The sequence below is a fragment of the Paenibacillus sp. FW507-14B1B genome (assembly GCF_058781425.1).
Map to the genome: position 1 here is coordinate 1 of NZ_JBYSWS010000007.1, position 26,808 is coordinate 26,808.

Genomic DNA, 26,808 nt, shown 5'->3' on the forward strand with positions numbered 1-26,808 from the left:
AAACTCTCCATTAAAGTTAATGAAAAGAGCGATTCGCTCATTTAGAAAAACTGACGAGAATTAAAAATTCTCATTTTGATCTTACCGAAGTAAGATCGGTTTAACTCACTCGTTGTTCAGTTTTCAAAGGTCAATTCTTCGTTTGTCGTCCGCATCTCATTGTCAGCGGCGACTTTTATAATATATCATGTTTCCCTTTGTTTCGTCAAGAACTTTTTTTAAAATTCTTTAAGCGACATTTTCCGAAGAAACATTTATTGTTTCGCCTCTCGAAGGGGCGAAATATAATGTATCATATCTTTCAGTTAGTCGTCAACCTATTTTCAAAACTTTTTTATTGTCTCTTATTTTTATACTAATTAACAAACAAAAAAAGGGCTTCCGCCCTTATTAACTTACTACTTAATAGTCTATAGAATAACGAATATGCTCGTAACCATACAGTGTAGTTTCTTTCCACGCTGAGACTTCCTTTATGAGTTTACGATAAACTAATTTACGCAACATAAGTGGCAGTTCACTGCTTACTGGTTCAAGTTCTGGATGCTGCATAAGTTCCTGGATCGTCCAAGGCATTCTTCTACTCTTAAGTATTCTCAGTAACACAGCAGAACAATCAACCAGCTTTGACGTCATAGAGAACTCGAATGCGAGCATAACAAGTTCTATACGTTGCCCTAATGTCTCTGTGCTTTCTGTCAGTTCTTCAAATAATTTACGAACAGGTGTATTCAAACCAATAATCTGTTCGAACACTGCGGACTCAGGATGGATACCTCTTTCAATGAGTTCAATCTCAGCCCAGTAATGTAGGCCTTCAATAATGCTTTGATAGGCATCCAACTCTCGTCCACTTTTCATATGTAACTTAGCATCTGCATGTTTTCGCAAAAAGTGAGCAAATGCGACAAACAACTGTTGCTCCCGGAGAGAACCAGCAAACCCTAAAAAGTCACTACGTAATACGGCTAATCGACCATCTTTGTCGTTTATGATTTCACCATCCATCATACATTTTAGCAGCATACTATCCTGACCAGAGAAAAGAGCCTCCTGTAACTCTCCCATACCCACGCTTATAACTTGGCAATGTTCCCCACTAATAATGGCATGCTGAAGCACAGGCTCATCCACTTCTCGCTCATAAATAATGATAAGATTCATATCAAAGTCATGTATTGGTACGCCAGTAAATGTATTACCAGAATTCCGATAAGCGATTGCCCCTACAGCTTCATCGTCAACCGAATTGCTATAATAAAAAGAAAAGTTGGTTAATTCCACGATTCCCTCCATACATTTCTTGGCGAATTTTGGCCAATTCAGTTATAATGTAATTCTACATGTCCATGTAAGTTCCTTCTTTTATAGAATAACTATTTGAATGACAGGAGCACTTATCATGATCTTTAAGACTGCAAAGATTAATGCTTTTCGTACTTGGGGCTTGTTGCTGACAATGATCGGCATGGGTCTTATGGTACTCGGGACAGCTGGTATCGTCTTCTGGGGCCAATCCGGAAAAATCGTTGCCGGTATCGGTCTCGTGCTTGGACTAATCACGATGATGGGGAGCCTAGGTATCTACTTCTGGGCAGGCATGCTTTCTACAAGCGCTGTTCAACTCCAATGCCCTGAATGTTCTAAACTGACGAAAATGCTCGGAAAAACAGACCGCTGTATGTTTTGTCGAACGATGCTGACGTTAGATCCTAACGTGGCAAATGTAACAGCTGAAGAACTCGAAGCTCAGCAGGCTGCAGCTAAATCAACAGAAAACTTCTGATCGAGCGAAAACTACAACAGAGACCAATCATAATCATAATGTACAGAAATTTTAGGCACTAGCCGCTTTCAAAGCGATTTAAACGAACAATAGACAAAGGACCGACCCCAAAAGGGTCGGTCCTTTGTCGTAACAAGAAGATTTAATTATGAATACCTTTTAATACATGCCAAGCCTCTTGGACAGCAAGGCTACGTGTCCACGATGCAACTCCACCCAGCTCAAGCGATTGCGCCATCTCAACTCGAGCCTTGAGTGAGGTTTCGTCTTCAATCCAAATTCTTTTCAGTGTCTTATCTTCTTTGTACTCTACATAATTCTGTCCAGCAGCTGCATCAAACTGAGGTTCAAGTTTCTTCTCAAGGATCAACTTTCGAATCGTGTCCATGCCAACGGCAGTTGAGGACACCTTGCCCCCTCCATTCTCACCCTGCTCTGTCCATATACGTGTATACATAGGTATACCCAGAATCAATTTAGATGATGATACATCATCTTCTTCAATAATCCGCTCTATCGTTCTTCTCGACCAGGACAATGAAGATACTGATCCGGATTTTGGGCTCGAAGCCCAATGTTCGTCGTAAGACATAACCATCATGTAATCTACAGCCAATGCCAGTTCACGGCGGTCTAGGAATGCTGACCACATTTCACTATTTGATTTTGGCGTCACATCAATAGATATAATAAGTCCTTTTTGCTGAGCTAGAGGTTTCATTTCTCTCATGAACTGAACAAGGTTTTCTTTATCTTTTGTATACACGTTCTCAAAATCGATATTAATGCCGTCCAACTTATATGTCTCAGCATACTGAAGAATCTGTGTTATTGCACGAGACCTGGTTTCAAAAGATGATAAAAAGGAAGTGGTGATATCGGGATCAAAGCTATTACTCATAAGAGCCCATACCTCCATCTTTTGACCATGTGCCCACTGCACATATTCCGGGTCCGCCTTCGAATCGACGTTTCCTTCGCCATCCACTACACTAAACCAAGTAGGACTAACAACATTGATTCCTGGCAGTTTGCCAATAGATTTCGGATCTGGTCTTCGGGAATAAACAGCTTCCCATACCAGATTCACTGACTTTCCTTTCCACTCGGATTCAGCTCTTGAGACAGGTACGGGCAAAGTATCAACCTGCTTAACGCCTTGGGATTCGATCTGATCTGTCTTTACATAACCGGTAAACCCAGAATCCATCTGCACAAAATACCAACCTTGCTCCTCTCCCCACACACGAAGCCGCTCACCTGCAGGCATGTCCATAAGAATTGGAGACTTTACGGAAGCTCCCTCTCTTAAAGCCACTGTATCACCGCTCTTGGAAGGCTGAGCTTGAGCAAGTGTGATATGGTCACCGGCATTCATCAGAATGACGGCACTGTTCTCTCCTTCCTGATGTACGGTAATACCATAGGCTTTTTTCAAAGGAGCTATAGGCACATAAACCACACCATTGATTAGTTCAGGAACTTCAGAGAAGGAAGTATTCTTTCCGTTCCATTTTCCTTCATTACGATCTATCTTCATACGTGCAACTGTTGAGGCTGTTGTTAATATAATTGATTTTGTTTCTTTCTCATAACGTATATGTGAATCGACGACCTCTTGCAATACAGGCAGTGGAAGCTTTAAATCTTCCCCCGAGCCCATTGCCGGATAGTCCATCATCTTTCCTTGTACAAAAATCGGTTGTTTCATCCCTCGCCAGTCTGGCTCTGTATGTGTAGAATTCGGAAGCAGGTCCATCACTACCCACCAAAGTCCTGCCACAATAAGAATGATGCCAAATAATACAGACTTCCGCCCACGGCGGCGTCTTCTCTGTCTACTTCTAACTGCCAATGCTGTCCCCCCGTTTCACTTCACTCCATTTGTTGTGTATATAAAAAAATAAAAACGTGTGGAATCTGTTATTCCGCACGTTTTATGAGAACAGATATTTATTTACAGGATTTGCAGATCCCATACAGTTCCATTCGAAGTCCATTAACCTGAAATCCCGTGCTCTTCTCTGCCTCACGTTCTACATCTGCCAAAGAAGGATAACTGAAGTCCTCTATTTTGCCGCACTTTTCGCAAATCACATGATAATGATCGGAAACGTTGGCATCAAACCGGCTGGAGTTATCGCCGTAGGTAAGTTCACGCACCATGCCCGCTTCGATAAACATTTTCAAATTGTTATATACTGTAGCTACGCTCATACTTGGAAACTTAGGTTCCAGAGCACGATATATATCATCAGCAGTCGGATGACCCATCGATTCCACCAAATAGGCTAAAATCGCATGACGTTGCGGCGTAATGCGGACACCAGTTGTTTTCAATTGTTCCAGTGCATGCTGCACGGACGTTCCCATGTTGTCCACCGCCTTCATAGTATCAAGATTGTATTACTTAAAGTTTAAAACAGCTTATTTTTTATTGTACGGCTACCTTCGGAATTTTGTCAATGTGGAAGAGGCGTCTGCCCACGTTCAATTGGAATATCATACTTCGGGTAGCTTTTAAAGATATTAAGGTCACTGTTGCCCTCAATCTTGAGGTTAAACTCACCCGTTCCCTGTGTTCCCCGTACCGTCTTTTGCTCGACCGTAAAATACGGAATTTCCGTCTGGATGCTTCCATAGTTGATCACACCTTCAAAGTTGTAATCCCCTACCACAGGAATGTGAACATTCATCTCTCCGACACCACTGTATACATTCCAATCGCCACCGATAAGTCCGGAGCGCACATCTATACTTCCGTTGAGTGATTCAACATTCAGATTCTTTTCAGCGTCATACACCTTTATATTTCCATTCCGGGTCTTCAAGTCAATGTCTTTTGAAAATCTTTTTGCTAAAATATTGCCGACTTGCGTAGAAAATATACCATTACCTGTAACGTCAAATGCTTTTACATTGCCACGATTTGTAGATAACTTCACATCTCCCATTACATTTCGTACGTTCAGATCACCATTTAGTGTTTTGCCCGTCACATCTCCGTAAACACGACTTAGAGTGATTGGCCCATTTCCGCTTTCTAGCACAATATTACTGATTGCCTGTACATTCAACAATTTCAATGCACCATTCATCGTGCGAATCTCTAAATTAAAGCGTCGGTCATCCGGGATTGCGATATTCAGGTTCATCTTGGGTTGTCTTTTTCCAGATTGGCCATAAGCTTTACCCTTCGCCCGAATAATAATCGTATCCCCTTCGTCTGCTGCGACGGTCGACTGCTCTGCGATCCCTTCTGCCACTCCCTTATCTTCTTGATCCACCCATACTTCTGTATCCACGATAATATGATCTACATCTGACTTATAAAGCGTAATATCTCCATTCAAGTGATCTATCATGATTTTACCCGTGTTTAGAGAAACCGGAATTTCTAACGCTTTCAACTGAAAACTATTGTCCGCAGCTTCACTATAATCAACTCCGGCTGCCGTCAAATTCAGACTAACCCTATTCCAAAGATGAAGAAAATGTTCTTGTTGAGTCACAACAAAGACCGAAGCAACTATACATACTGAAATGATTACTCCACGAAAATCGCCACGAAAACGAAATTCTCCCTGTCGTCTCTGGATATAAGATACCGTGAATCGCAGTAAATACTCGATGCCCCAAATGATAAATAGGGCCGGCCACCATTTGAGCAGCAGAAAAATATGATCTGTACCATTCAATTCATCTGCAAGTAAAAGAGCTCCGGTAACGATAAGCAGAACGGATGCTGTATACCGTCCAATTCTAATTCTGTGCTTCATCCCTCTTCCCCCTACTCTCGTATTCCGGCATGACTATGACCGTTTTCGATTACGTCCTGTTTCACGAACCACAGCCAGCAATCCACCAAGGATAAGTAGTACGGCGGTTATCTCCGCGCCATAATCACGTATTCCAACTTGTAGCCACTGCGGTTTCTGATGAAATAAAATCAGAAGTACTCCACCCCCTACAAGCATCAAACCAAATGAAAGCCCACGTTCCCCCTGAAACGGATTTGCCCTAGAAGGCTTGTCATCTTGAATATTCGTGGTGAATGCTGTAGTTTCCTCACGCCGACGCCGGGAGAGTATAAAATCCGCCGTTTGAAGTACATCGTATACGTTATAAAAGTATCCAATTGGAATGAGTAGACCCAGTATAATAAGTAACGGCACATTGATCTGCATACCGATGGATGAGAAATATAACATTGCCGATATATCAAGTATAAGCAGCATTATAAATGTAATTCCTTTACGATATAGGCCCAAGTAGACATGTCCCATGCCCGGGAACAGAGCTGCTAGCAAGAGTGCGGGGAATTTTCGCCGTCTTCTCTGTAATCCCGAATGCTTTTTTACCCTTAGTGTTCTTTTCAATTTCGACTTCGGCTTATGTATTGGTGCTTGATGCTCCGGTACATTCATGAGATGTTCTCCTTCCCGTTCAATAGTACGTACACTTGTCTTGATAGTACCCTAAACGAAAGGCACAGTAACTGTAAAATAACTGGATAACCTATAAAATAAAAAGCCACTGCCCTTAATTTATAAGGGAGTGGCGTTTCTCTCTGTGATCTATTCTGCAGTCACCATCGTCACTCCACCCATATCACGGACCTGTTGAGTCAGTCTTACAGGATCGAATTTCCTGTCCGACAGCACTTGTAATGAGATTTCAACACCTGCGATGGCCGGCTGAACATCTCCATATGGGATAGCGCTTCGTTCGTTAATAATCAGCTTCTTGATCACGCAGCCTTCATGCTTAAGCATTGCGGAAATACCATCTAAAAGTCCAGGAGCATTCGAAGCATGTATTGTAATGAGGTGAAGCTTACTCCCCCGAATGTAGCGCTGCTCCAATTTATTGAACACAACCAGATTTAGAAGAATCAGCATCGTAGAAACGATAGCGGCAAAGTAAAAGCCTGCTCCTATAGCAAGGCCAACTGCTCCAACCACCCAGATCGACGCAGCTGTTGTAAGTCCTGTAATGGATTTACCAGTAAACAAAATGGTACCGGCACCAAGGAAACCAATTCCTGTAATTACAGCTGTCGCCAGACGGGCGGGGTCAATTCGCACATTTACCTCTTTCACAAAATCTGTAAAGCCATAAATCGAAAGTAACATAATAAGGGTCGAGCCTAGACATACCAAAATATGAGTTCGAAGTCCTGCTGCATGATTAGAACGTTCACGTTCCAGCCCAATTAATCCTCCCATTAACATGGAGAGAAGTAATCGTACCAGAATATTTAAATTATCAATAACCCAAGGGTTATTCAAAGCCGTCCCTCCTTTTTTCTAGGTGTTAGTGATAGAGAGATAAAACTCCGTTAGCTCCACACCTGGCGCCACTTCAAATGTATGTACCGGTGTGAACCCAAATTTTTTGTACAAACTGACCGCTGGGGTGTTCTTTGTTCCCGTCGATACGATAAACAACGAGGTGTTCGCATACGTATCCAGTATATATCGTATCAGATTTGCTGCAATCCCTTTTCTAAAATGAGCTGGATGCACCATCATTCTAGAAATTGTCACCTGAGTATCTTCCTTTTCCACTGCAATAGCACCAATCAATTCTTCATCTTCATTGAACACACCGTAAAAATCTTCGCCACTTGATGAAATGGTATCGAATGTGTCCATAAGCGGGGGGAGTTCTGTGAAACCGATCAATTTTCCTTCTAAAGGATACGCCATGTGCTGTAATGCCCATATTTGTTGTACTGTGTCACGACTCTCTAATGACAAAGAACGTATCATCCCCTCTAACCTCCTGTAGTACTGCCTCTAAAAAGCCCGTACTTATATATAATCCCTACGAAGCTAAATGATAACGGGAAAGCTCTAATCAGAAAAAGAACTCGCCTGATTGCACAGGCAAGCTCATCTTCACAAATAAATATATTAACTATTCAATACATCAACCAGTAATTGATTAGCAAGCGCCGGATTCGCTTTACCTTTACTCTCTTTCATAACCTGACCCACGAGGAAACCAATCGCTTTCTGTTTCCCAGCTTTATAGTCCTCCACGGACTGAGGATTAGCAGCGACCACTTGCTCTACAATAGCTTTGATCGCTCCTTCATCACTGATCTGAACGAGCCCTTGCTCTTCCACGATCGCTTGAGGAAGTTTACCGGTCTCCAGCATCGCTTTAAAGACAGTCTTTGCGATTTTGCTGCTGATCGTACCCTTTTCAATTAAACCTATCATCTCGCCGAGGCCTTGTCCGGTGATCTTCACCTGTGAGAGCTCAAGGTTGTTAGCGTTCAGGTAACCCATCAGATCACCCATAATCCAGTTAGCAACGGATTTGGCATCTTTCGTATAGTTAAGGCTATCCTCAAAGAAATCAGCCAGCGGTTTCGAAGCAGTGATAACTCCAGCATCATAATCCGGTAGACCATATTCCGAAGTATATCGAGCCTTACGTGCATCAGGCAGCTCTGGAATCGTAGCTCGTACTGTCTCTTTCCACTCGTCACTAATTCGTACCGTCACCAAGTCTGGATCTGGGAAGTAGCGATAGTCGTGAGCTTGTTCCTTACCACGCATAGAAAGAGTCTTTCCTTGAGCTTCATCCCAGCGGCGAGTTTCCTGAACAATTACACCGCCCTCGTCAAGAGTTTCTGATTGTCTATATTCTTCATATTCCAATCCACGCTGAACACCGCGGAATGAGTTCATATTCTTAAGCTCAGCCTTGGTTCCAAGCTCTTTCTGTCCCCAAGGACGAAGACTGATGTTAGCATCACATCTTAGAGAGCCCTCTTCCATCTTCACATCAGATACATCACAGTACTGCATGATCGCACGAATCTTTTCCAGATAAGCCTTAGCTTCTTCCGGTGAAGAGATGTCCGGCTCGGAGACAATCTCCACAAGTGGAGTACCCACACGGTTAAAATCAACAAGTGATGCATAGCCTCCATCGACATGTGTCAATTTACCCGCATCTTCCTCCAAGTGAAGACGTGTGATTCCGATTCTTTTCGTCTTGCCATCCACTTCAATGTCGATCCATCCATTCAAGCCGATTGGCTGATCGTTCTGCGAAATTTGATACGCTTTTGGCGAATCTGGATAGAAGTAATTCTTTCGGTCAAACCTGCTAACGTCTCCAATTGTACAGTTGAGAGCCATCGCTGCTTTGATCGCATATTCTACGGCCTGACGGTTCAGTACCGGCAGCACACCAGGATGCCCTAAACAGATCGGACACGTATGTGTGTTAGGTGGAGCTCCGAACTCCGTGGAGCATCCACAAAATATTTTGGAATTCGTATGCAATTCAACGTGAACCTCAAGTCCGATTACCGTTTCATATTTAGATGTAGACATGTTTTTGTTTCCCTCCTTCTCTGACGGGCACTTTATAGCGTAGGCCGCTGTTTGTGGTGTTCAGTATTTTGTTCATAAGCGTGAGCAACTCGCAGTACAGTAGACTCATCAAAAGCTTTACCTATCACCTGCATACCTACAGGCATACCACCTGCAAAACCGCAAGGCACACTAATGGCAGGCACACCTGCAAGGCTGACCGGAATAGTCAATATATCATTCAAATACATCGTCAGCGGATCATCAACCTGAGCTCCGAGTTTGAAAGCAGTCGTCGGTGCTGTTGGTCCGATGATGACATCATATTGTTCGAATACTTTATCAAAATCTTGCTTAATGAGTGTCCGTACCTTTTGTGCCTTCAAATAGTAAGCATCATAGTAACCGGAACTAAGTGCATAAGTTCCTAGCATAATCCGGCGCTTCACTTCATCACCGAAGCCTTGGCTACGGGATTCATGATATAGATCTAACAGGTTTCCTGTATCGATACGTTGTCCGTAACGAACCCCATCAAAACGAGCCAGGTTCGAAGATGCCTCTGAGGAAGCGAGCAGATAATAAGTAGCCACGGCATATTCTGTATGAGGCAAGGATACCTCTTCCCATACTGCGCCCAAGCCTTCAAGAACCTTCAAAGCGTTCATTACACTTTCTTTCACTTCAGGGTCGACGCCTTCACCCAAGTATTCTTTAGGAACAGCAATACGAAGTCCGGAAATATCTCCGCTGAGTGCGCTAGCATAATCAGGGATGTCCACTTTCGCAGAGGTCGAGTCCATGGAGTCATAACCAGCGATCGCTTGTAGCACGTAGGCAGAATCTTCAACATTTTTAGTTAAAGGTCCGATCTGGTCAAGCGACGAGGCAAAAGCAACCAAACCAAAACGGGATACAAGGCCGTATGTAGGCTTCAGACCAACAACGCCACAGTATGAAGCTGGCTGGCGGATAGATCCGCCTGTATCTGATCCGAGTGTGAAGTATGCTTCTCCCGCAGCAACAGCTGCTGCCGATCCACCACTTGATCCCCCAGGTACTCGCTCCAGATTCCATGGATTATGAACTGGAGAAAAGCTCGAATTCTCATTCGATCCGCCCATGGCAAATTCATCCATGTTGAGCTTACCAAGCGTTACTGTATCAGCCGCACGAAGCTTAGACGTAACGGTAGCATCATAAACTGGATTAAAATTAGACAAGAACTGGCTTGCACAAGTTGTACGAAGTCCTTCCGTCACAATATTATCCTTAATACCCACTGGTAGGCCGAACAAAGGGCCCCGAGCTTCACCCGAAACCAGCTTGTCATCAAGCCGCTTCGCTGCACGGCGAGCTCCATCCTCATTCAGTGTAATATAAGCCTTTACTCGATCTTCACGCTCCTGGATATTTTGAAATGCGTGATCTACCAGATCGGTAACCGATAGCTCCTTCTCTTGCAGCTTGTTATGTATCTCTGACAATTTATAATCAAACAGACTCAAGACTGTGTCCTCCCTTCAATTTCTACTCTAGTACCGCTGGTACTTTAAACTGTCCATCTTCCTCATCTGGTGCATTAAGAAGTACCTTCTCAATCGGTAAGCTTTCACGCACCTCGTCTTCTCGCATCACATTGCTAAGATCAAGTACATGCGTTGTAGGCTGTACACCTTCTGTGTCCAATTCATTTAACTTCTCGGCATATTGTAAAATTGCGTTCAGCTGGCCGGTGAACATTTGCTCTTCCTCCGGTGTCAAATTCAGACGGGCTAGCTTAGCAACATGCTGAACGTCTTTTGGTGTAATGTTCATCATTTTCACTCCTCTTCGTTCCCCTTCTATACTAAAGGGATAAAGTCTGCGGATAACTTTTCTCATTATATTGTAGAAACATGGACAATTCAATCATAAGGGATATTGCAAAAAGAGCCGGCCCTTAGGCCGACTCTCTTAAATCCAAGCTCGAAGATTCACTTGTTTGATGAAGTCTGCCTGAGACAATGTTTCCTGTGTCTCTTCTTCTTCCTCTTCGGCGGATTCCAAATCCCCGTTCATCAATTGATGAAACAACTTTTCATTATATGTCGACAGGGCAAAATCGATCAGCGCTTCCCGCTCGACACGCTCGGCTTCCTGCTTCAACACAACAGATTCCAGTTCAATATCATCAGCTGGAACAAAAAAATTACGGTTGAGGGAAGGAATTCGAACCACGTAATCGAACGCGTTGTCCGGATTTCGATCATATGCAATCACATAGGCATACTGACCAATCGGAAGATTCTGCTCAAAGGTGTCCTCGATGATTGTAACCTTTTCCCCTAAACGCAGCATCGTCTACCTCCTGAGATGTCATTCTTTTATCTCAATAGTCTACTAAAAAGTAATAGAGATGTCCATGCTGTTTACATAAAAGCTAATGCAGCATTTATTCTAAACTTGTGAGGATAAGGGTCTTTGTCTTAATAACTTCGCTCCTATGGCAACGGACAGTATCAAAATGATCACTGCAGACCAGACAGGTGCCCATGTTATAACGCCACTTCCCGTAAGCCAATCTACTGCAATTTGACTAAGTCTTCCTGGATTCCACATCCAGTTGGAAGGGAGTAGGCTGGAGAGCAATGAGCAAACAGCTGCTATGCCTAGACTAATAAAGGCTACGGCAGGCCCTTTAAGTATTGCACCAAGTGGCAGCACAAGCGTCACAATCCAGGCGAGCCATAGGGCATAAATTGCACCTGCCCCCATAAGCATATCCCATTCCACCGGGCCAATTAACTGATAAGTATAGTAAGCCGATCCCGCCAATCCGAGTCCAATGGAAAGCAAGAGTATGGTCATCATCGCTGCCCATTTGGCAGTGATTACAGAAACGGTTGAAACCGAGCGAGCCAGTACCAATTCTATCGTACCCGTCGCGCGTTCACCGGCGACTACATTCATTGCAGATAACACGAGAACCAAAAGTCCAATCGTACTGAACTGACTTAAGGTTGCAGCAATAACCTCCGCTGGAGGTGGTGTTGTAAACAGTGCAGCTGCTTCAGGCGGAATATCCCCTGACATGCTAAGGATTTCTGGTAGATAGACTGTTGTCACCGGCTGCATGATGCCAAGCAGTAAGAAAACGATGGGCACCCATATGAATTTATGGTTACGCCAAGCTTCAAGCATTTCCTTCTGATAATAGATCCAAATTCCTTTCATGAGCCCACCACCTTCATAAACATATCTTCAAGTGAGGATGCTCCGGCTTCAAAACGTAGAAGTCCAATTCCTGTATCGGCAATCTCGCGAAGTAGAGTCGTTCGAGCAAGATCCATATCTGTTACGAATAACTTGGCTCCGTATGCCCCAAACTCTGACTCTTCTATAAATTCACGATTGGTCAAACTATTTAGCCATTTCTTCTCTCGTTCCCTATGCTCCACCTCAATAATCAACACGGGTTGACGATATTTCATGCGTAGCTCTGCAAGCGTACCGCTCTCTGCCATACGCCCATCTACCATAAGTACCATATCATCGCAGATTTCTTCAGCATCATGAAGCACATGTGTAGAAAATAAAATTGTAACATCTCCACGTAGTGTAGTCATGAGATCCATAACCTCTCGGCGTCCAATTGGATCAAGCGCCGATACCGGTTCATCGAGCAAAATTAGCTCTGGTCTATGAACAAGGGCCTGTGCAATACCGAGCCTTTGCTTCATTCCTCCGGAATAACCAGATATACGGCGTTTGGCGGCTTGCTGTAGACCGACCATTTCCAGCACCTCCGAGCTTCGTTCTACTGCCTTACGTTTCGAAAGCCCTGACAGTTTGGCACTAAAGTTCAAATATTCGATCCCAGACATCCAACCATAAAACTTTGGGTACTGTGGTAAATAACCGATACGATTTCTCCAGTTGATTATCGGTTCTGCACCAGCGGGTATATAAGATATCTCTCCTTGAGTAGGTGTGAGAAGTCCTGCCAGCATACGTAATGTCGTTGTTTTGCCAGCACCATTTGGACCGAGAAGTGCAGTGCAGCTTCCACGCTGTAACACGAACGACAATTCATTAACAGGTACTACACTTCCGATTCTTTTGGTGAGATCTCTAATTCTAAGCAGCTCATTCGTCATACTTCCTTCCTCCCAGCAACAAAGTAAGCGATGCTACCTACTATATTTAATAGTACAATGATGAGCACCCACATCCATTTCGGACCACGCAAGTTCGCCGTCTCTACCTTATACAAGGATATCAACGCAGTAACCATCAGTACGAACTGTAATGCAATCAGAGGCCAGATTAATCCCCAGTTGATATTCATATCCATTCCAATCACCTGACTTTCTTTATCATATATAGAAGCAATTAATTTTTTCGATAATCTCGGCGAATCACAATGAGCCAATACAGCAGTAGTGGAACAGGTAGCGATATCGATCCCCATAGTCCCCAGAACCAAGCCATTTTGCCTAAATCTCGACTTCTTGCATTCCGGAAAAGCCAGGCCCCCTGTAATAATACAAGTATGCAAAGCAAGACCAACAGCCACAGTGGGAGTGTGCTTATATCTTCCTTCATTGGATCTCCCTCTTTCCTTTACCTCTAACTCCCTCGCTAAATAACAAAATAGCGATGCCTGTTAACAAGCTAATTCCGTGAATAATTAAGAAAACTCTTGGTATTGCCAATGCTGCCATCAAACAGCTGCCTACGATGAATACCGCAACCAAGAGAAAAATCAAAAACTCTTTTCTCTGCCGGAGATGACGATTCTTAGCAGTTCGCACAGCCAACATCTCCAATTCCTCAAAGGAGGGGGAATTCACCTCTTCAAACATCTGATCCAATCGATCAAATTGACGATTTAAGCCTTCCATCCACAGTTCATCCTCAAGATTAGGATCCTTCGCCATGTTCACTCATCTCCTTTTCGTAATTGTCGTATACCGTAGGCTACTCGCGATTTCACTGTACCTGCTGGAATGCCGAGCATTTCACCGATCTCATCATATCCATATCCGTAATAGTGCTTAAGCAATATAGCAACACGATGTTCTTCCGTTAATTCGGACAAGCCTTGGAGTAAATCGGTCCATTCCGCTCCCCGGTATTCCACTTGCCATCGCATAGCTCTTGCTGTTTGCTGTTGTTCCTGCACAAGCCATGCTTTCTCCCGTTTCTTCTTCCTAGTCCCATCAATATATAGTCGAGTAGCGATCGTAATCATCCAGGATGTGAACGAGGAAGTGCCATTATATCGAGAGATGTTCTCCATACATCGCACAATGGTATCCTGTGCAGTGTCCTCAGCCAGCATTGGGTCCATCGTTACCTTGATTAGGTACTTATATAGGAAGGAGTAGTGCTTCTTGAACAACTGCGCCATTGCAGCTGTATCTCCTTGTTGTGCTCTGCGAATTAAATCCTTGTCATCAAGGACCATGATGTATCCATCACCTTCTTTCACGTTCTACCTTAATACGTTTAAGATGATCATTTCGTTCAAATCAATCTATATATTTATCGTGCACTAAAAAGTTACGGATTAGATCAATCATTCAAAAATATGTATGCATTTAAGGCCATCGTACGTTGATAACATGAAAAAAGAAGCCCTCCCCGAGCAAAAAAATCTACTTACGGGAAGACTTCTTATTCCTACTTTCTTCTTATCTATGTCGAAGATTCTGTAAACGATGGTGCCAAGGCTGTCGAAATAAACTTGCACCGCTAATAAATCGATCCCAAACAACCTTGGAATTCTTCTCCGTCTCTATTAAGCGATATAATTCTGTGCTATCAGCGATTTGTTCACACCGAACGATGAAAGAATTGTCCAAAAGCGATAGGTCATCATACTTCACAACATTTCCCCCTACACCCTGCCAAATATGAGCGCATAAAAAAAGAACGCAAACCGGGATATACTCCACAGTCTGCGTGCTTCGCAATGGTTATCAATTAATTAACCGTATTGTATCAATCTTGTCTTCATTTGTCTAGCATTAAGCCTCATTATTTGTCGGATATTTCCTATTTAGCTATTCGCCGAAATATATGGGTTCCTCTGTTTCTCATAACCGATGGTTGTACGAGGACCGTGTCCTGGATAAACAGTGACTTCATCAGGGAAGGTATAGAGCGTGTTCTGAATCGAATCGATCAGATCACGTTCACGTCCACCCGTTAAGTCTGTTCGACCCACACCCATCCGGAATAACACATCCCCAGAGAACAAATCATTCCCGCACAAAAAGCTAACACTTCCTGGAGAGTGACCCGGTGTATGATACACCGTAAAGGTATGACCAATGAAGTCCAGCTTCTGCCCAGCGGCAAGATCGAATTCAGCTGGATCTGTAGATAGAGGTGGACTTACCTCTGGCCAATTCAATGAGCCGTTTAATTTCGGATTCGCGAGCCAATCACTTTCCAGATCATGCAGATAGACCGGGCAGCCTTTAAGTTTCCGGATTTCTTCTACGCCACCCATGTGGTCAAAATGAGCATGTGTCAGTAAAATGGCTTCAATGTCTAAATCAGCAATCCGTCTAACAAGTGCTCCAGGATTCATACCCGGATCTATAATGATAGCCTTGCCTTCCTCTGATCCAGTTATTAAATATGCATTCGTCTGCAACGGTCCTAAGTTAAATGTTTCAATATTCAGCATGTCATTAAAACCCTGAGATCAATTCACGCAGTTCTGAAATAATGACTGCGCTAGACTCTTTTCCTTCCCCATAAGCTTGTATCATCTCTTGGCGAACCCGTGCCATCTTCTCCTGATAATGAGGGGCTTCACGATCACTGTTATCCTTCTTGAACTCGATCATATACTTCTGAACATGTGCAGGTCTTGGTCCCCACTGGCCAAGTACGTAACCGCCAGTGTCTGCAAAAATAACAATTGGAACGGAGCGTCCTCCCATGGTCAGAAACTGATCCATCACATCTAAATGCTGCTCCATTACGAGCACTTCGGTGTCGAACCCAGCCGTTTCAAGTGCATGGAAGACTACCGGTACATTACGAACTACATCTCCACACCAATCAGCAGCTAGAATAAGCACACGAATATCATCTCGAAACTGAAGACTTTCGAAGAATTCACGATCTTCATCACGATTCCATGAGAATTGATCATAATTAGCTTGAAACTCTTCCTTATTCTTCTCCATCCCCTCCATAAACTGCTTCGGGGAAATTCCGGTACCTAGCTTGTGAGATAAATCAACTGCCATATTTAAGACCTCCCTTTTCTGGATCTAATCCATTTGATTACAAAATAAATAATCATAAGTGCTAACGCGCCAAGCAAAAAATCTCGAACAAATGGAGCTGCCTTCTCATCAATATTCTCCCATTGTTCTCCAAGCACCAGACCCAAATATAAAAATAACGCCGTCCATGGTATGACCGCCAGGGTGGTAAGAAGCGTAAAGCGCCAAACGTTCATCTTGGAAATACCTGCCGGAATAGAAATCGCATGTCGTACGACGGGAACAAAACGGGCAGTAAAAATTACGCCTGTGCCGTACTTCTTAAACCAATCCTCAGCGTAATCGACATGCTTCTTCTTAATCAAGATATACTTCCCGTACTTATCGAGAATGGGCCTGCCGCCGTATCGTCCGATCCAATACACAAACAGCTGGGCCATAACCCCACCGATTGTACCGAAAATCATAGCTCCAAAAAAGTTAATCTCACCGATGAAAACGAGATACCCGCCATATGCAAGCACAATTTCACTCGGTATAACTTCAACCATAAGACCAAGCATAATACCGAAATACCCTAGGCTCTGTATCCAGTCAAACAATCGTCCGACCAAATCATAAACAACCTCCACGTTCTCCCCTCTTCCTGACAAGCCATCGCTCTTTATATTAACTTATTCTATCACAGCTCTGGACATGCCTTCTAGTGAGCCCAATTGATTCGTCGCTTGTGACTCTGGCCTGTATTATCACATATGGTAAGTTAAAAGGAGTGAGCACAACTTATGCATACATCTCACAATAAGCAGACTGGCAGTCGCCCACCCACACCCAGAGGCATTCGTAGAGCCTGCGGCAAGGAACTGTACCGGACGACAAAGCGACTCAAGCAGTATGTTTCACCCGAATTAATCAAGCAGGGGGAAGATCTGTATTACCGAAAAGTGATTGGTAACCTCATCTGGATTCACGATAACTACAGTAATAAAAAAGCGCTGTGTGACTGGTGGGAGAAAGAGGTATGTGCTGAACTTGCTGAACTATGGCAAATACCTGAAAAACCGCTGGCTTCCGCGTTTAGAGATGCTTTTGGCGGATAACAAGAGGCTGTGTTATAGATTTAATTATTCGTTCCAGTCTTTCACCTTCTAGTGTCGCTTGTTGTGTAATCCGGAAATTCCGATCATTTCTGACCTTAACATCTGTTGCAAGTAGTTCCCCCCTACTTCGATACAATTCATAGAGACCGAGCGCGGCATATGCTGTATGTACAGCTACTTCTTCTCTGCCTGAAGCCCACTGCTTCTGAGCGATATTCGCTAGATAAAATACAGCTTGTGTATGTTTGGTAGCATTATATTTGTCGTTATTTAAGCTGATTCGATACCATTTTGCAGCCTGAACAGCATCTCCGCTCATCGCATGTAATTCAGCCATTTTCCAAGTGAGCTCCGGATGACCCGGTGAGCGGTTAAGACTATTCATCAAAAGAAGGACCGCTTCGCCTGTTGAAAGTTGATTGGACAGCAACAATACAGGTTCTATTGAAGCAGGGTTCCAGCTTATTGCTGATTTCAACAACTTCTCACGCTCTCCCATGTTCGAAGAATGCATTGCCTGTTCATACGCATGGTTACTCTTCCAGTATGAAAAAGCCAGCGCTGTCCAAACGGTTATTCCAACCATGCCTAACACGAATATATGACGCAGGGTGAAGGTTCGATGTGGCTGAGATAAAAGTGTGATCTTGAGGTTAATTTCTTTCCTCTCACTCTCATCTCCCATTACAGCAAGCCAAATAAGCAGAAGCCATATCAAACCAAAGCTCCAATCAAAGTCGATCATACTATGAAGTAATAGGACTAGGAATGAAGGAAGTAGGCGTGGGCAGTTACGGCGAATTCGGAATGCAGCCATGAACAGTAATGTTAAGACGATCAAAAGACCGATGCTACCGATGTTTAACAGTAAATCGATGTAGCCGCTATGGACTTCAGAACCCACATAAGGCTCTGACTGAATTGCTCGGTATGATAGGCGCCATGTGTCTCCACCTTGTCCAAGCCATGGTGCGGACTGAAATAAATCCAATGCATCTTTATACATAAGCTGACGGGCACTCACTGTCTCTCCTTCTCCAGCTAAACGTGAGCCCACCGGGATTAATACCGTAAGAAATGCAATGATGTAACAAACGGCTGCCGTGATCAGGCTAACTGGATGCGAGTGAACGGCGTCCTGTGGCTGAGCAGAAGCCATGCTATGCGAATGCCCGAGGGCGGAACTCGCGGTAGCGGGTAGCCCACTGCCGGGGCTGTGCTTCGCAGCCCGGCATAGCAGCAGGCCGGCGAATATGCTGCCGGCCCAAAGCCCGGCCAGCCATAGCAGGCCGGGCAACACCGCTGGAGCCAGCTGGACGATTGCCAGCTGGCTGTAGAGCAGTGCCGCGCCTAGTATGGGCGCGGCAGCAGCCGCAAAGATCGGCACCGCGAAGCGCCGATCTGCGGCCAGCCCGGCCGCGCACGCTAGTGCGGCCGCGATCCAGGCGCCGCGCGACTCCGTCAGGAGCAGCGCGGCGGTATATGGCGCGAGCGGCAGCAATGCCGCCGCAGCGCGAAGCCAGGAAGCCCGCCCTCGGAGCGCGGCGGGCAGCGCAAACAGCCGCTCGAGCAGCATGGCGGCCATCACTGCCCCGAACGCGTTCGGGTATTGCATTAGACCGCCAAGCCTCGCGCCTGTAGCGCTAATGGAAAGATCATCCGTACGAAATATCCCGTACGGCACATCAAGCAGTCCGTATACGGACAGAAACGCACTGCCACACAAAATCATACCAGTTGTATGCCAGACCCATCGGAGCAGCTTACCGTCCTCTCGCCCTCTTTTAACGATCCAGGAAATCCATAGAACACTGCCATACAAACCCCAGCGAATAATTTCATCCCCCGTTCCCTTCATAGACAAAGGTTTATTCACCCCGTGCCATGTGTAAATGAACAGCATAAATCCTGTAAGAATCAACAATGGAAATAGTGGGCTTTTATGCTGAGTTGAGATTTTTTTATCACCAAAAGCTAAATAAACCATAAGGAATAGCAGACAGACTACTCCCCAAAATGTGCTGATTGCATATACATCCCGATCAAAAAACAATCCAGCCTGCAGACTGGCACTCCACATCACAAGCATTAGTATCCATACACCCATATACTGAACTACCTTATTCATGAATTCCCCCCTTTCACATTGATGATCCGTGTTTATCGCTTTCTATATCTCCATTGTGGTCGAGCACCAAACATTGTATTCGAACGTCAGGCTTGGAAAGTCGTAATTCGTAAAGTAAAAAAAAGCGGATTGATCTTGGTCAAGTCCAAGGTCAATCCGCTACATAAAACTTCATCTACTTCACTTCATCATTTGCTTCTTCCGACAATCTTGCTTGTGGAATCAGATCCCGGCAAGCTTTCTCCAAATATGGAGCAGCGCTCAAGAAATCCCTGAATGCCGTATATTCCTGCCACAATCTATCCTTATCTCCTGCCGTTCCCTTCACAGCCCGAATGAGGATATTTTTCGGTGTATGCTCCATATCAATAAACTCTAGCAACTGAGTACGATACCCCATGATATCAAGCAGCTTCGCACGGATCGCATCCGTTGCAAGTGCAGAAAAGCGCTCCTTCAAGATCCCATGTGACAAGAGAGGATCCATTACAGGATTCTTCACTTGTGAGAACAGCTCGTGCTGACAGCAAGGAACGGATAGAATAACCGATGCCCCCCAGCGAACTGCCTTTTCCAGAGCCGCATCTGTTGCCGTATCACAAGCATGCAATGTAACCACCATATCTACTTGCTCTAATTCATCATAATCCGCAATGTCCCCGACAAGAAATTGCAATTGTGAATAATTCAGCTTTTTCGCCAGCAGACTACAGTGTTCGATGACATCTGCTTTCAGATCCAAACCGACGATTTTCAACGATCTTCGCACGGTGACCGCCAAATAGTGATAAAGTGCAAAAGTAAGATAGGATTTGCCGCAGCCAAAGTCCACAATTGTCAATGGACGATCATCCGGCAAATGAGGAAGCACATCCTCAACCATTTCTAAAAAACGGTTGATCTGCTTAAACTTATCGTACTTTCTCGCAAAAACTTTCCCTTCGTCATTCATAATCCCAAGCTCTACTAAGAACGGGACAGGAATCCCTTCTTCCAGTACATAGGTCTTTTTACGATTATGAGACATGTCACTTTGTGTCTTCGTAGGTGACTTGGTTAGAATAGACACCTTGTATTTTTTAGATACAAGCACCTGGAAATCTGCTTCTGGTGTACAGATGATCGCTTGTCGGAACGTTTCTTCCATTAGCTTCGTCATTACAGCTTCAGCTTCTTCAGCAAGCACATTCTGATGTGTTACCTTCGTTCCAGAATAGTAGGCAAATTGATAATGGAGCTTGTTTTTTAATTCAACGGGTTTAACCGTCACTTTCGTATAAGAAATCCCATCCCGCTTGCGCAGCTGGCTGAGGGTAGCTGTAATCAAAGATGTATCATCAATGATTTGGTGAATAAGTTTACGCAGTGCATCCAAGTGGGTACATCTCACTTTCATGTTGTATTTGCAGCCCATAAAACCACATTAAATATGATAACATCCCCGGTCAATGTTGCCCAAGTTATGCTTACAAATTTCTAGATCAACATCCGGTTTTCTTCGTATCCATCCCATGTAAAAATCGTTCATTCCATTCCTTAAGTCCTTCCTCCACCTCGATCAGCGGAAGTCCTCCTCGCTCCAACACTTCCAGCTGAAGTGCAAGAAGTCGTTCATAAAAAAGCTTACCTATCTCATAGTCTAAAGCTTCACGTCCAAGTAGTCGATAGAGGCTGTCCTCTGCCGTAGCAAACTTGCCTTCCTGTACAGCGTATGTAAATAAAAGGTGTTCTGTCGCATCAGGTAACCCCTGTACACGGACCCGCTTCAGGAGATCATTAATACGGTGCGGTAGCTCGTATAAACGCGGATTACCACCATGTATCGATGCGGATAGATATAAGTGAAGGACCTTCACGAATAAAGTATTCCCTTCCTCCTGCTTATCCATATCCACAAGAATATCAGCCTCTTCCTCTAAAAGCCTCGCTGCACTCTGAAGCTTGTCCGCCTCAACGAGTTCACCATTACGGAAGAGCTGAACGATGTCCTCTGGAGATAAAGAATGTAACAGTTTTGAATTCAAACGGAATTGACGACTTAGCATCTCATCGATTTCCCAGAGGGCTTCGGTATGCTTCTTCTGCTGCTTCAATCCGAATACCTTGGATAACATCTGCGTCATTTCCTCCACAAGACGAAGAAGATAATCCTTCCGATACATACCGCTTCCTCATTTCTAAACTAATCTCTTCCTATTAATATCCTTATAAATTGTAAAATATCTGTCTGTAGATTACCAGTACATGAATTCACTTGCTAAATATAAAAAAAGCCGGAGCATCTCATCTCCGGCTTCACACTTCTCACCTTCATTTAGCAAAAAATCATGAGGAGTGAACGTTATTTAAAAATTGTTGAATGGCTTCGCTCAATTCTTCCGGTTTCTCCATCATACTCATATGTCCCGCCTCATTAATAACAACCTGCGTCACATTAGGATGATCGGTTGTAAAGACACGTTCAGTTGGTATGAGCCCATCTTTCTCCCCTGCAACTAACAAGACCGGAAGAGGTGACGCGGATAGAACATCACGTCGATCTGGTCTCTCTCGCATCGCAAGTGCTGCACCGATGGCTCCTTGCGGAGGTGTTAAATAGCCTATTTCCTTGGCCTTTTGGATACATTCCGGCTGTCTTTCTTCCATTCCCGGTGCAAATAGACCTGGTACAAGACTATCAACAAAGTTCGTGATCCCCTCTTGTTGAATAACACTTACCGCTTTTACCCTCTTCTCCTTGGCTTCCTCCGAATCCGGAAAACCTGTAGAGTGGATCAATCCAAATGCATTCAACCTTGAAGAGTATCGTTGGACAAATGACAACGTTATGTATCCTCCAAGCGAATGTCCAAGCAGTGTCGCCTTTTCAATCTCCAGCTCGTCCATCAGAAGCAGCACATCATCAGCCATCTGTTCAATTGTATAGGGTCCCATCGGCGCATCTGAGCGTCCATGACCTCTAAGATCCGGTACAATGACCCGGTAGTCGTGCAGATAATTCAGTACCTGTTCCCAGTAAGAGGAGCTTCCGCAATATCCATGCAGCAGAATAACGGGTTCTCCCTGTCCCTGTTCCAGATAACATATCGTATGACCGTTGCATTGTACTTTATCCATTACAATACCCTTCTTTCTATTTATTGCTGCTATTTGAAGCAGCTACAGTTTTGTAAAGATGTACTATTATTAACCCATATATCGGTCCGATTGAAACGTCTATCTTCAAGGTTTTAGTCCGAAGGCAGATGCTGCAGCCTGTGCTATCTCCTCCGCCATATTCATCACCAAGTAAAGCGAAGTCACTTGCAGCGTCCAGTACGGCTTAGGTCCCTGTACATTCACCACTGCAGCAATACTATAATCTCCTACAGAAGGAAGTGGTTTTCCCACAGACTGGGCAGGATGAAGAGGGCCAGCAGATACAAAGAAGCTATGGACAGAAGAAGCCTGGCCTAAGCAAGCATCAATGGCAATCACAACCGTTCCTGCTTCAACCTCCATAAGCTTCGCCTCAAGATTACAAGCATCACACGGATCGGGGAGCGTTCCAATTACATTTGGAAATCCATATTCGAGCAGCCTGCTTCCTGTCAGAGGGCCTAGCGCATCACCTGTTGAACGGTCAGTGCCAATACATACAAAAGTAATCTGGTCCTTGGAATATAGCTGGGATATGTTTGTGAAAAAGCTATGCAATTGTTCTCCTGACAATTTGATTTTTGTTGCAGGTTCTGCCTGCCGAAATCCCGCATAATCGCCCATTACCTTCCCCCTTCAAATACAAGCATTTGCTACAGATGCATACAACATATGACTTATCATTCTCCTGATTTTAACCTAATGCGTAAACGGTGGCAAAAACATTGGTTCGTCCGGCGGCGACATGGTACAATACAGGAACGAAATGAGTGAGAGGAATGGTGCCAAATATGGATCTGAATGAACAATCTCAAGAGAACATTGAGTATATGATTGAACAAATTAAGCTAAAGCTCCGCATGGCTTCAGGTGCTGCAATGCAGGCTTCAGCCTTCTCCAAAGATCAATACGAAGATATACGTGACCTGTATGATATGGTTATGAGTAAGAAGACACTAAGTATCTCTGAGGTAGAAGCTCTTGTATCAGAGCTTGGACGCTTGCGTAATAACTAATCTTTAAAGTGTAAATGTTAGCTAAAAGCCCCCACCACGGCCCTTTCTGAAAGGAAAACCGCGGTGGGGGCTATTTCAATTTCTTAGTGAAGTCATTACGGTAAATCAATCAAAATCAATTCTGCATCTCCATCACTTGAAGTACCTTTAAGTGTAATCTGATCGCATCCTTGAAGACGAGCAGCATCGCCTGGAGTTAAGTCAAATGATCCATCTTCACAGGAGATTTCAATATTACCTTTGATAAGATACACATGGACTCTACGTCCCTCCGCAAGAGAATAATTGATTTGCGTTCCGGTCTCAAGAACTGATCCATAGATTATGGTATCTAGAGCAATTGAAAGTGGAGCTTCTCCATCACGCCCACTAACCAAAGGCAACAAACCATTTTTCTGCTGGTCCCGCTCAAAAGTCTTTTGATGACGTGTTGAAGTGATATCCGGCTGATTCGGTAAGAACCACATCTGAATAAAACGTGCATCCTCCGTATCTGATCCATTCTTCTCACCATGCGTTAATCCACGTCCGGTGCTAACAACTTGAACAGACCCCGTTTCGAGCCGTTCCTTACCATTCTCATCTTCGTACTGAATGTTGCCTTCCAATACAATATTAACGATTTCCAAGTCATGGTGTAGTTCCGGATCAAACATCCCGCCTGGCTTTAGAATATGGTCATTATGAGCCAGAAGAGAACCGAAGTGCGCATTATGCGGATCGTCGTACTCCGCAAAAGAAAAGCTATATTCGCTGTGTACACATTCTTTTTGTGATGTATGTCTTTCCGCCGCAGTCATGATCTTAATCATGCCCGCTCACCTCCGCGTCTTCACTTTCCATGTAGGAAAGCGAGATAAAGTTTTCTCCCTTGTGGGATTATACTTTAATACCCCGGCGGATTTTAAATTAATCATTAATCTGAATATAGTCCTTAACTGAAGCAACTAAGATATGAGGAAACTGATTTATCTAAACGCGTTGTAAAGTAAAGACCGTCTCGGCTCTACCCACCTTTTGTCCCCCATCATTATAGATATCCTTGGTGTATGCTTCCTTTAAACGATCTATGGTGGCTTTGTTCTTATAGCCGATCTGATCAAGAATGGATTCCGCAACATAGCCCCACTCTTCTTCAGAACCATCCAATATTTTGAATGTTATCCCCAGTCTCTCTTCCTTGAGCCCAAAGCAGTAAACTCCCTTAAAACCACCCTTAGCAACAATATTCTTATCCTGTAGCAGCAAAGTATCTACTCTGCCGCTTCCTGCCACCATAAAGGGGTGAGTATTCATCGCCTTCGTAATCGTCTTAACTGCTAAGCGTGTAGCTTCGTCTTCAATTCGATCCGGACAAGCAAGCTTCATATAAGCTGTTGCTAAAGCATGCATAGGTAATGCAAACACCGGAAGACCACAGCCGTCTGTTCCGAGAGTAATCTCATCTGTAGATAAGCCACTCATATAGGCTACCGTATTTAATACTTCCTGCTGTACAGGGTGGTTAGGGTTCTCATAACCTTCAAGAGTATATCCCTTCATCTGACTGTAAGCTAATAAGCCCAGATGTTTACCGGAACAATTATGATGAAGTTTACGTTTATTACTTCTGTTACGAATTAAAGAATGTCTAGCTTCATCATCAAGCGGGTAACTAGAGGCACATACAAGCCGATCTTCACCAATCCCTGTTTTGTTCAGAAGGTTAATCAATATCTCTTGGTGCTCATGCTCCCCTCGGTGAGATGCAGTCATAATTGCAATTTCCTGATCTGTCAAATGATAATGATTCGCTAATTGTGCACGAATAGCAGGAATAGCCTGCAGAGGCTTAGCAGAAGACCGAGTGAACGTTACATAGTTAGGGTCACCCGCATACGCTTCAACCTTACCCTCTTCATTAACGATACATATATGCCCACTATGGGCGCACTCCATAACATCTGCACGATATTCCTTCACTAGCATTGTCTCCATGATGCCTCTCTCCTTCTGTTGCTTCATCCCTAAGTTGCTTTTTTAAGTATAGTACAAAAATCAATATAGATCAGTAGGCAAAAATAAACACAAGTAAACATTACGAATTTTGTAAAGCTTCAAAATCTTCAAAATTCAACACTTTTCTCATTCTTACTTATAATTTTTACACAATACCTTTCATTTACTCTATTTCTCATGTTTCTTGTTTCAGTGCCAACTCTCAAGTTTAAATACCAGATAAGCAAGCCCAAACAAACAAGGGTCAAGACATCTGAATAAGGAGGCGATGATATGTGGGGAATTATTATCAGCATCGTGATGGCAATTGTTATTGGAATCATCGGTGATGCCTTAGTGGGTAATGATATGCCAGGTGGTATTATCGGCTCCATGGTTGCCGGCTTTGTCGGTGCTTGGCTCGGACCCATGCTCATGGGTTCATGGGGGCCTGAAATCGGCGGTTTCGCAATCGTTCCAGCTATTATCGGTACAGCTATCTTCGTATTCCTGCTGGGACTCGTATCCAAAATGTTTAGACGCACTACCTAATCTTCCCGATTAGACATATTAAATGAAATTAATCTAAAGGAGTGAATGTCATGAATCACACAGAACAAGAATATCCGGTACAGAGTGGATCAACTTTCTTTAAGGGTGCTTTCATTGGAGCTTTGGTTGGAGCTGCAGCAGCCCTCCTTTTCGCCCCAAAACCAGGTCGTGAACTCCGTGGAGATTTGTCCGAAAAGATTACATTAGTTACGGATAAAACCAAAGAGGTCGCTGGTGTTGTTGGTGATAAAGCTACAGACATTGCTAAGACTGTAGGCACAAAAGCTTCCGACGTTATGACCACAGTCAATGAAAGTCGAGGCAACATCATGGCAAGTGTTAAACAAGCTTCTAATGATGTAAGTGATGAAGTTGCAACTGCTTCCGATGACGTCAAACATGTGACGAAAAATGCTTCCTCTGACGTCAGCCAAGAGTTGAAGACACCTAGAATCTAAACCGCAACTTTCGGGTTATAGCCAGCTGACACAGCTGGCTATTTTTGTTTCAGCTTCTTCCCCATCATTTTCAAAGGAAAGTAG

General features: G+C 44.0%; 33 protein-coding genes. 5 read left to right on the forward strand and 28 right to left on the reverse strand.

The annotated features are described in order from the left end of the window. Window positions 1-402: 402 nt before the first annotated feature. Window positions 403-1,284: a hypothetical protein gene (locus AC3WJJ_RS23555; protein WP_492544361.1), complete on the reverse strand. Its 882-nt coding sequence runs from the start codon at window positions 1,282-1,284 to the stop codon at window positions 403-405. 118 nt (window positions 1,285-1,402) lie between these two features. On the opposite strand from AC3WJJ_RS23555, the gene AC3WJJ_RS23560 reads away from it, so the two are divergent. After that, window positions 1,403-1,786, forward strand: coding sequence for a YgzB family protein (locus tag AC3WJJ_RS23560; protein ID WP_422658299.1), 384 nt, complete (start codon window positions 1,403-1,405; stop codon window positions 1,784-1,786). A gap of 142 nt (window positions 1,787-1,928) precedes the next feature. Here the strand turns inward: AC3WJJ_RS23560 and AC3WJJ_RS23565 are convergent, their stop codons facing one another. The 20 genes from AC3WJJ_RS23565 to uptA form a co-directional block, all read right to left on the reverse strand. Further along, entirely contained in the window at window positions 1,929-3,641 is a 1,713-nt protein-coding gene (locus AC3WJJ_RS23565; RefSeq protein ID WP_492544363.1) for a glycosyl hydrolase family 18 protein, read from the reverse strand. Window positions 3,642-3,739: 98 nt separating this feature from the next. Continuing rightward, entirely contained in the window at window positions 3,740-4,159 is a 420-nt protein-coding gene (gene perR, locus AC3WJJ_RS23570) for a peroxide-responsive transcriptional repressor PerR (RefSeq protein WP_492544365.1), read from the reverse strand. A gap of 89 nt (window positions 4,160-4,248) precedes the next feature. After that, window positions 4,249-5,565: a DUF4097 family beta strand repeat-containing protein gene (locus tag AC3WJJ_RS23575; protein ID WP_492544367.1), complete on the reverse strand. Its 1,317-nt coding sequence runs from the start codon at window positions 5,563-5,565 to the stop codon at window positions 4,249-4,251. 33 nt (window positions 5,566-5,598) lie between these two features. After that, window positions 5,599-6,213, reverse strand: coding sequence for a hypothetical protein (locus tag AC3WJJ_RS23580; RefSeq protein ID WP_492544369.1), 615 nt, complete (start codon window positions 6,211-6,213; stop codon window positions 5,599-5,601). 150 nt (window positions 6,214-6,363) lie between these two features. After that, complete coding sequence (locus tag AC3WJJ_RS23585; RefSeq protein WP_422658303.1) at window positions 6,364-7,077, reverse strand: MgtC/SapB family protein; 714 nt, start codon at window positions 7,075-7,077, stop codon at window positions 6,364-6,366. 18 nt (window positions 7,078-7,095) lie between these two features. Next, window positions 7,096-7,560: a GNAT family N-acetyltransferase gene (locus AC3WJJ_RS23590; protein ID WP_492544371.1), complete on the reverse strand. Its 465-nt coding sequence runs from the start codon at window positions 7,558-7,560 to the stop codon at window positions 7,096-7,098. Between the two features lie 144 nt (window positions 7,561-7,704). Beyond that, the gene (gatB, locus tag AC3WJJ_RS23595; protein WP_492544373.1) at window positions 7,705-9,144 is read right to left on the reverse strand and encodes an Asp-tRNA(Asn)/Glu-tRNA(Gln) amidotransferase subunit GatB; all 1,440 of its coding nucleotides are present in this window, start codon (window positions 9,142-9,144) and stop codon (window positions 7,705-7,707) included. Window positions 9,145-9,176: 32 nt separating this feature from the next. After that, window positions 9,177-10,631: an Asp-tRNA(Asn)/Glu-tRNA(Gln) amidotransferase subunit GatA gene (gene gatA / locus AC3WJJ_RS23600; RefSeq protein WP_422658306.1), complete on the reverse strand. Its 1,455-nt coding sequence runs from the start codon at window positions 10,629-10,631 to the stop codon at window positions 9,177-9,179. A 22-nt stretch (window positions 10,632-10,653) separates the two neighbouring features. Further along, a complete protein-coding gene (gatC, locus tag AC3WJJ_RS23605; protein ID WP_422658307.1) occupies window positions 10,654-10,941 on the reverse strand; it encodes an Asp-tRNA(Asn)/Glu-tRNA(Gln) amidotransferase subunit GatC in 288 nt (95 codons plus the stop codon). Window positions 10,942-11,079: 138 nt separating this feature from the next. Continuing rightward, window positions 11,080-11,463, reverse strand: a complete 384-nt coding sequence (locus AC3WJJ_RS23610) for an ATPase (protein WP_492544376.1) — start codon at window positions 11,461-11,463, stop codon at window positions 11,080-11,082. 99 nt (window positions 11,464-11,562) lie between these two features. Continuing rightward, window positions 11,563-12,339, reverse strand: coding sequence for an ABC transporter permease (locus tag AC3WJJ_RS23615; RefSeq protein WP_492544378.1), 777 nt, complete (start codon window positions 12,337-12,339; stop codon window positions 11,563-11,565). Further along, window positions 12,336-13,262 (reverse strand): ABC transporter ATP-binding protein, encoded by a 927-nt coding sequence (locus AC3WJJ_RS23620; RefSeq protein ID WP_492544380.1) that lies wholly within the window; start codon window positions 13,260-13,262, stop codon window positions 12,336-12,338. Before AC3WJJ_RS23620 ends, AC3WJJ_RS23615 begins: the two co-directional genes overlap by 4 nt. Then, window positions 13,259-13,453, reverse strand: a complete 195-nt coding sequence (locus AC3WJJ_RS23625; RefSeq protein WP_422658311.1) for a PLDc N-terminal domain-containing protein — start codon at window positions 13,451-13,453, stop codon at window positions 13,259-13,261. The genes AC3WJJ_RS23620 and AC3WJJ_RS23625 overlap by 4 nt, the downstream gene beginning before the upstream one ends. 44 nt (window positions 13,454-13,497) lie before the next feature. Then, window positions 13,498-13,710 (reverse strand): hypothetical protein, encoded by a 213-nt coding sequence (locus AC3WJJ_RS23630; protein ID WP_422658312.1) that lies wholly within the window; start codon window positions 13,708-13,710, stop codon window positions 13,498-13,500. Further along, entirely contained in the window at window positions 13,707-14,045 is a 339-nt protein-coding gene (locus AC3WJJ_RS23635; RefSeq protein ID WP_492544382.1) for a YxlC family protein, read from the reverse strand. The genes AC3WJJ_RS23630 and AC3WJJ_RS23635 overlap by 4 nt, the downstream gene beginning before the upstream one ends. Before the next feature lie 2 nt (window positions 14,046-14,047). After that, window positions 14,048-14,575 carry an RNA polymerase sigma factor SigY gene (sigY, locus tag AC3WJJ_RS23640; protein ID WP_492544611.1) on the reverse strand — a complete coding sequence of 176 codons (528 nt, stop codon included), beginning with the start codon at window positions 14,573-14,575 and terminating at the stop codon, window positions 14,048-14,050. Between the two features lie 226 nt (window positions 14,576-14,801). Continuing rightward, complete coding sequence (locus AC3WJJ_RS23645; RefSeq protein WP_422658314.1) at window positions 14,802-14,996, reverse strand: hypothetical protein; 195 nt, start codon at window positions 14,994-14,996, stop codon at window positions 14,802-14,804. Between the two features lie 173 nt (window positions 14,997-15,169). Next, complete coding sequence (locus AC3WJJ_RS23650; RefSeq protein WP_492544384.1) at window positions 15,170-15,805, reverse strand: MBL fold metallo-hydrolase; 636 nt, start codon at window positions 15,803-15,805, stop codon at window positions 15,170-15,172. Between the two features lie 4 nt (window positions 15,806-15,809). Beyond that, entirely contained in the window at window positions 15,810-16,376 is a 567-nt protein-coding gene (locus tag AC3WJJ_RS23655; RefSeq protein ID WP_492544386.1) for a thioredoxin family protein, read from the reverse strand. A 2-nt stretch (window positions 16,377-16,378) separates the two neighbouring features. Next, on the reverse strand, window positions 16,379-16,987 hold the full coding sequence (gene uptA, locus AC3WJJ_RS23660) for an undecaprenyl phosphate transporter UptA (protein WP_422658317.1): 609 nt from the start codon (window positions 16,985-16,987) through the stop codon (window positions 16,379-16,381). Window positions 16,988-17,140: 153 nt separating this feature from the next. Here uptA and AC3WJJ_RS23665 point away from each other — a divergent pair, with 153 nt between their 5' ends. Next, a complete protein-coding gene (locus tag AC3WJJ_RS23665; RefSeq protein WP_492544388.1) occupies window positions 17,141-17,455 on the forward strand; it encodes a hypothetical protein in 315 nt (104 codons plus the stop codon). On the opposite strand, the gene AC3WJJ_RS23670 is transcribed toward AC3WJJ_RS23665, so the two are convergent. The 5 genes from AC3WJJ_RS23670 to yyaC form a co-directional block, all read right to left on the reverse strand. Beyond that, a complete protein-coding gene (locus AC3WJJ_RS23670) occupies window positions 17,433-19,583 on the reverse strand; it encodes an O-antigen ligase family protein (RefSeq protein WP_492544390.1) in 2,151 nt (716 codons plus the stop codon). The genes AC3WJJ_RS23665 and AC3WJJ_RS23670 overlap by 23 nt on opposite strands. Before the next feature lie 175 nt (window positions 19,584-19,758). Continuing rightward, window positions 19,759-20,979 carry a class I SAM-dependent methyltransferase gene (locus tag AC3WJJ_RS23675; protein ID WP_492544392.1) on the reverse strand — a complete coding sequence of 407 codons (1,221 nt, stop codon included), beginning with the start codon at window positions 20,977-20,979 and terminating at the stop codon, window positions 19,759-19,761. Window positions 20,980-21,064: 85 nt separating this feature from the next. After that, complete coding sequence (locus AC3WJJ_RS23680; RefSeq protein ID WP_492544394.1) at window positions 21,065-21,745, reverse strand: DUF6483 family protein; 681 nt, start codon at window positions 21,743-21,745, stop codon at window positions 21,065-21,067. 163 nt (window positions 21,746-21,908) lie between these two features. Continuing rightward, complete coding sequence (locus AC3WJJ_RS23685) at window positions 21,909-22,700, reverse strand: alpha/beta fold hydrolase (protein ID WP_422658322.1); 792 nt, start codon at window positions 22,698-22,700, stop codon at window positions 21,909-21,911. A gap of 105 nt (window positions 22,701-22,805) precedes the next feature. Beyond that, window positions 22,806-23,345, reverse strand: coding sequence for a spore protease YyaC (yyaC, locus tag AC3WJJ_RS23690; protein ID WP_492544396.1), 540 nt, complete (start codon window positions 23,343-23,345; stop codon window positions 22,806-22,808). Between the two features lie 167 nt (window positions 23,346-23,512). On the opposite strand from yyaC, the gene AC3WJJ_RS23695 reads away from it, so the two are divergent. Further along, on the forward strand, window positions 23,513-23,737 hold the full coding sequence (locus tag AC3WJJ_RS23695; protein ID WP_492544398.1) for a DUF1128 domain-containing protein: 225 nt from the start codon (window positions 23,513-23,515) through the stop codon (window positions 23,735-23,737). A gap of 95 nt (window positions 23,738-23,832) precedes the next feature. Here the strand turns inward: AC3WJJ_RS23695 and AC3WJJ_RS23700 are convergent, their stop codons facing one another. Both AC3WJJ_RS23700 and AC3WJJ_RS23705 read right to left on the reverse strand, forming a co-directional pair. Beyond that, window positions 23,833-24,549, reverse strand: coding sequence for a pirin family protein (locus AC3WJJ_RS23700; RefSeq protein WP_492544400.1), 717 nt, complete (start codon window positions 24,547-24,549; stop codon window positions 23,833-23,835). A 160-nt stretch (window positions 24,550-24,709) separates the two neighbouring features. Beyond that, on the reverse strand, window positions 24,710-25,714 hold the full coding sequence (locus AC3WJJ_RS23705) for an asparaginase (protein ID WP_492544402.1): 1,005 nt from the start codon (window positions 25,712-25,714) through the stop codon (window positions 24,710-24,712). Between the two features lie 294 nt (window positions 25,715-26,008). Between AC3WJJ_RS23705 and AC3WJJ_RS23710 the strand changes: the two genes are divergently transcribed. Then, entirely contained in the window at window positions 26,009-26,266 is a 258-nt protein-coding gene (locus tag AC3WJJ_RS23710; RefSeq protein WP_422658327.1) for a GlsB/YeaQ/YmgE family stress response membrane protein, read from the forward strand. Between the two features lie 50 nt (window positions 26,267-26,316). Next, window positions 26,317-26,724, forward strand: a complete 408-nt coding sequence (locus AC3WJJ_RS23715) for a YtxH domain-containing protein (protein WP_492544404.1) — start codon at window positions 26,317-26,319, stop codon at window positions 26,722-26,724. Window positions 26,725-26,808 lie beyond the last annotated feature (84 nt).

Bases quoted from the DNA above. Each gene is read 5' to 3' on its own strand.
- AC3WJJ_RS23560 (WP_422658299.1), top strand. From the start codon at position 1,403: ATGATCTTTAAGACTGCAAAGATTAATGCTTTTCGTACTTGGGGCTTG.
- perR (WP_492544365.1), bottom strand. From the start codon at position 4,159: ATGGGAACGTCCGTGCAGCATGCACTGGAACAATTGAAAACAACTGGT.
- AC3WJJ_RS23575 (WP_492544367.1), bottom strand. From the start codon at position 5,565: ATGAAGCACAGAATTAGAATTGGACGGTATACAGCATCCGTTCTGCTT.
- AC3WJJ_RS23580 (WP_492544369.1), bottom strand. From the start codon at position 6,213: ATGAATGTACCGGAGCATCAAGCACCAATACATAAGCCGAAGTCGAAA.
- AC3WJJ_RS23590 (WP_492544371.1), bottom strand. From the start codon at position 7,560: ATGATACGTTCTTTGTCATTAGAGAGTCGTGACACAGTACAACAAATA.
- gatB (WP_492544373.1), bottom strand. From the start codon at position 9,144: ATGTCTACATCTAAATATGAAACGGTAATCGGACTTGAGGTTCACGTT.
- gatC (WP_422658307.1), bottom strand. From the start codon at position 10,941: ATGAACATTACACCAAAAGACGTTCAGCATGTTGCTAAGCTAGCCCGT.
- AC3WJJ_RS23610 (WP_492544376.1), bottom strand. From the start codon at position 11,463: ATGCTGCGTTTAGGGGAAAAGGTTACAATCATCGAGGACACCTTTGAG.
- AC3WJJ_RS23615 (WP_492544378.1), bottom strand. From the start codon at position 12,339: ATGAAAGGAATTTGGATCTATTATCAGAAGGAAATGCTTGAAGCTTGG.
- AC3WJJ_RS23620 (WP_492544380.1), bottom strand. From the start codon at position 13,262: ATGACGAATGAGCTGCTTAGAATTAGAGATCTCACCAAAAGAATCGGA.
- AC3WJJ_RS23625 (WP_422658311.1), bottom strand. From the start codon at position 13,453: ATGAATATCAACTGGGGATTAATCTGGCCTCTGATTGCATTACAGTTC.
- AC3WJJ_RS23630 (WP_422658312.1), bottom strand. From the start codon at position 13,710: ATGAAGGAAGATATAAGCACACTCCCACTGTGGCTGTTGGTCTTGCTT.
- AC3WJJ_RS23635 (WP_492544382.1), bottom strand. From the start codon at position 14,045: ATGGCGAAGGATCCTAATCTTGAGGATGAACTGTGGATGGAAGGCTTA.
- sigY (WP_492544611.1), bottom strand. From the start codon at position 14,575: ATGGTCCTTGATGACAAGGATTTAATTCGCAGAGCACAACAAGGAGAT.
- AC3WJJ_RS23650 (WP_492544384.1), bottom strand. From the start codon at position 15,805: ATGCTGAATATTGAAACATTTAACTTAGGACCGTTGCAGACGAATGCA.
- AC3WJJ_RS23655 (WP_492544386.1), bottom strand. From the start codon at position 16,376: ATGGCAGTTGATTTATCTCACAAGCTAGGTACCGGAATTTCCCCGAAG.
- AC3WJJ_RS23665 (WP_492544388.1), top strand. From the start codon at position 17,141: ATGCATACATCTCACAATAAGCAGACTGGCAGTCGCCCACCCACACCC.
- AC3WJJ_RS23670 (WP_492544390.1), bottom strand. From the start codon at position 19,583: ATGAATAAGGTAGTTCAGTATATGGGTGTATGGATACTAATGCTTGTG.
- AC3WJJ_RS23675 (WP_492544392.1), bottom strand. From the start codon at position 20,979: ATGAAAGTGAGATGTACCCACTTGGATGCACTGCGTAAACTTATTCAC.
- AC3WJJ_RS23680 (WP_492544394.1), bottom strand. From the start codon at position 21,745: ATGTATCGGAAGGATTATCTTCTTCGTCTTGTGGAGGAAATGACGCAG.
- AC3WJJ_RS23685 (WP_422658322.1), bottom strand. From the start codon at position 22,700: ATGGATAAAGTACAATGCAACGGTCATACGATATGTTATCTGGAACAG.
- yyaC (WP_492544396.1), bottom strand. From the start codon at position 23,345: ATGGGCGATTATGCGGGATTTCGGCAGGCAGAACCTGCAACAAAAATC.
- AC3WJJ_RS23695 (WP_492544398.1), top strand. From the start codon at position 23,513: ATGGATCTGAATGAACAATCTCAAGAGAACATTGAGTATATGATTGAA.
- AC3WJJ_RS23700 (WP_492544400.1), bottom strand. From the start codon at position 24,549: ATGATTAAGATCATGACTGCGGCGGAAAGACATACATCACAAAAAGAA.
- AC3WJJ_RS23705 (WP_492544402.1), bottom strand. From the start codon at position 25,714: ATGGAGACAATGCTAGTGAAGGAATATCGTGCAGATGTTATGGAGTGC.
- AC3WJJ_RS23710 (WP_422658327.1), top strand. From the start codon at position 26,009: ATGTGGGGAATTATTATCAGCATCGTGATGGCAATTGTTATTGGAATC.
- AC3WJJ_RS23715 (WP_492544404.1), top strand. From the start codon at position 26,317: ATGAATCACACAGAACAAGAATATCCGGTACAGAGTGGATCAACTTTC.